The sequence below is a fragment of the Caldicoprobacter sp. genome, from assembly GCF_047459465.1.
GTDB lineage: Bacteria > Bacillota > Clostridia > Caldicoprobacterales > Caldicoprobacteraceae > Caldicoprobacter.
On sequence record NZ_VSCO01000186.1, the window covers coordinates 1 to 3006 of the forward strand.

3 protein-coding genes and 2 pseudogenes are annotated in these 3006 nt (G+C 44.2%); 3 read left to right on the forward strand and 2 right to left on the reverse strand.

The features are described 5' to 3' along the window. The 3 genes and pseudogenes from FWJ59_RS09050 to FWJ59_RS09060 form a co-directional block, all read left to right on the forward strand. Nucleotides 1–230 (forward strand): annotated as a pseudogene (locus FWJ59_RS09050) (TIGR00268 family protein); the annotation flags it as partial. Beyond that, nucleotides 223–600: a RidA family protein gene (locus FWJ59_RS09055; protein WP_414481613.1), complete on the forward strand. Its 378-nt coding sequence runs from the start codon at nucleotides 223–225 to the stop codon at nucleotides 598–600. The pseudogene FWJ59_RS09050 and the gene FWJ59_RS09055, both read left to right, overlap by 8 nt. A 184-nt stretch (nucleotides 601–784) precedes the next feature. Further along, a pseudogene (locus FWJ59_RS09060) lies at nucleotides 785–856 on the forward strand (hypothetical protein); the annotation flags it as partial. 119 nt (nucleotides 857–975) lie between these two features. Here FWJ59_RS09060 and FWJ59_RS09065 read toward each other — a convergent pair. After that, nucleotides 976–2349, reverse strand: coding sequence for a sodium-dependent transporter (locus FWJ59_RS09065; RefSeq protein ID WP_414481614.1), 1374 nt, complete (start codon nucleotides 2347–2349; stop codon nucleotides 976–978). A gap of 144 nt (nucleotides 2350–2493) precedes the next feature. Continuing rightward, nucleotides 2494–2763: an RNA polymerase sigma factor gene (locus tag FWJ59_RS09070; RefSeq protein ID WP_414481615.1), complete on the reverse strand. Its 270-nt coding sequence runs from the start codon at nucleotides 2761–2763 to the stop codon at nucleotides 2494–2496. Nucleotides 2764–3006: the final 243 nt, after the last annotated feature.

Here is a 3006-nt window from a genome sequence, read left to right on the forward strand (position 1 = left end):
TCCTTATAGATCTGGGCTTCAAGCAGGTCCGCGTAAGATATCACGGCAATGTAGCCAGGATAGAGGTAAATGAGGACCAATTTGATAAATTCCTGGAGAAAAAGACAAGAGAAACCATATACTCAAGGTTCAGGGAAATAGGCTTTCTATACGTCGCCCTTGACCTTAAAGGATACAGGACGGGTAGCATGAACGAAGGTTTCTTTAGAAAGGGTGAGGCCAATGCATAAAGCCATTCATACCCATAGGGCTCCCGCTGCTATAGGTCCCTATTCCCAAGCCATAGACACGGGAAATCTTATTTATACCTCTGGTCAGATCCCGATAGATCCTTCAACCGGCCAGGTAGTAAGCGGTGGAATCCAAGAACAAACGGCTCAGGTGCTGGAAAATCTCAAGAGCGTGCTGGAAGCAGCGGGAAGCGGAATGGAAAAGGTGATAAAAACCACCGTATTCATTAAAGACCTTAGCGACTTCCCGGCAATGAATGAGGTATATGCAAAATATTTTCATGAGCCCTATCCTGCAAGGTCGTGTGTTGAAGTAAACAGGTTGCCCAAGGACGTACTGATAGAGATCGAAGCCGTGGCGCTAAAGTAAAAAGGAGCGATGATGTTTCATGAGGGTATCCCGGCAAGTAAAGCCGGAAACCAAAGTGGTCCACGCGCTACTTTTAAGCATCCGGGCCTCAATCAAACGACGGGATACAATTACTCCAGGATTCAAAACCCCATAAATAGTTAAAGTTGCCAAGGAACATGATACCATCATCGATAACACCTTTGTGTCACCCTATCCGCAAAGGCACATAGAGCTCGGCTTCGACATTGTGATCCATAGCGCCACAAAGTTCATCGGTGGGCACAGCGACATCATTGGAGGCCCGGCAGTGGTCAACAAGGCGTGGAACTGGCACAGAGGATATATTCGGTACAAAATGGCGTCGGTGCCATTTTTGGTTTATAGCGGCATTCTTTACTTGCCAAATACATTTATATATCCCTGGATGAGCACCACTATGATAATAGCAGGCAATACCCAGGATAAGTACCCTTTCAGCCAGCGAGGCATTTTCAGCCCCTTACCTGTGTTGGCTTCCTCTATGTAATTTTCAAACCCCCATCCATAACGGCTGACGCAGAAAAGCACGTAGCCCAACGAGCCCAAAGGAAGTAGATTGTAGCTGAGTATAAAATCCTCAAGGTCCAGTATACCGGTATTCTTCCCAAGAGGCTGAATCCAGCTGAGGACATTGAAGCCCAAGATACAAGGCATAGAAAGCACAATGATTAAAATCATATTGAGTAAAGATGCCTTTTTTCGGCTCCAACCCCAGAGGTCAGCTCCACAGGAAATGATGTTCTCAAACACGGCAATAACCGTGGAATATGCAGCAAATGTCATAAAGATGAAAAACAACGAACCCCAGATTCTCCCGCCGGCCATTGAATTAAAAATATTGGGCAGAGTTACGAATACAAGGCCCGGCCCTTGACCGGGATCAACATTAAAAGCAAAGCATGCAGGAAAAATAATGAGCCCTGCAATCAACGAAACTATAGTATCCAATGTGGCAATATGGACCGACTCGCCGAGGAGGCTGCGCTCTTTATCAATGTAACTTCCAAATATGGCCAGAGAACCAATCCCTATGCTCAAGGTAAAAAACGCCTGGCTCATGGCAGCATATACTACTTCCCAAAGGCCATATTCTTTTACGCGATTGAAATCGGGCAAAAGATAAAACCTTAAACCTTCACCCGCATTGGGAAGGGTCATGGATTTGGCTGCAAGTATTACAATGATGGCCAGCAGCAACACCATCATAACCTTGGTAACCTTTTCGACTCCTTCCTGCAAACCAAGTGAACATATTCCAAAACAAACCACGGTGGTTATAACCATCCATATTGTCATCTCTGCCGGATTTGCTATGAAATCAGTAAACACCTGAGCAATCTGCTGAGTATCAATTCCCTCAAATTGGCCTACCATAAACTTGTAAAAGTAAGCCAGCATCCAACCTGCAACGGTGGTATAAAACATCATGAGTATGTAATTTCCTGCCATACCGGCATAGCCCAGCCAATGCCATTTTTGACCCTTCCTTTGCAATACGTCAAATGAGGTGGCGATGCTTTTTTGACTAGCGCGCCCTACCGCAAGCTCCATGGTGATGATGGGCAAACCCAGCAAAAAGATGAATATTAGGTACACCAGAACAAATATTCCCCCGCCATATTGTCCTGTGACGTAAGGGAATCGCCAAACATCGCCCAATCCAATGGCACTCCCGGCAGAGATCAAGATAAAACCCAAACGTGAAGCAAATCTCTCTCTCTTCTCCATATCTCAATCTCCTCACAATTATAAAATCTACGGCAAATACGAAAAATGAACGGTTTACCCTTGAGGTCCGTTCATTTTTCGTACATGATATGTATATGATTATATTACATTTTCCGGCCAATATCAACAATAGATATGCCTTAGTTACCAACGGCTAATACGAGCACGGGCAAGCCGCATACCGATAGTGGCAAGACTCTTACCCAAAACTTCAGCAATTTCCTTTATGGAATATCCTTCATTTTCAAATATGCAAAGGCGGTTTTGGCCACCGTTTTGGAGTATTTCTCCACAGCTAACCGGATAAACTCGTTCAGCTGCAGCGGTTAGTTCATCTGTACTCCCTCTTTCACAAATATATACGAATGGAAATGGCGCAATTTTTCGTGGAATTAAAAATATGACAAGTAGCAAGGATTGCTTATGATATGCTGCGGCCGTCCAATATAGCGGTATCGTATTTTATTGGCTTGCATTAAAAAATCCCCTCTTTTAAAGACTAAGAGAGATACAGGAATACTTTGTTCTTTAAGTCTCCTATTGGTCAGAGGTTATATAAAAGCAGGATATCGATAGATTAGTCGTTAATCAAGAAACTATCCATGTGTCACCGCCGGTGTATAATTGACCCAGGAGCAACGAAAAGGAATTGACCCA

Bases quoted from the DNA above. Each gene is read 5' to 3' on its own strand.
- FWJ59_RS09055 (WP_414481613.1), top strand. From the start codon at position 223: ATGCATAAAGCCATTCATACCCATAGGGCTCCCGCTGCTATAGGTCCC.
- FWJ59_RS09065 (WP_414481614.1), bottom strand. From the start codon at position 2,349: ATGGAGAAGAGAGAGAGATTTGCTTCACGTTTGGGTTTTATCTTGATC.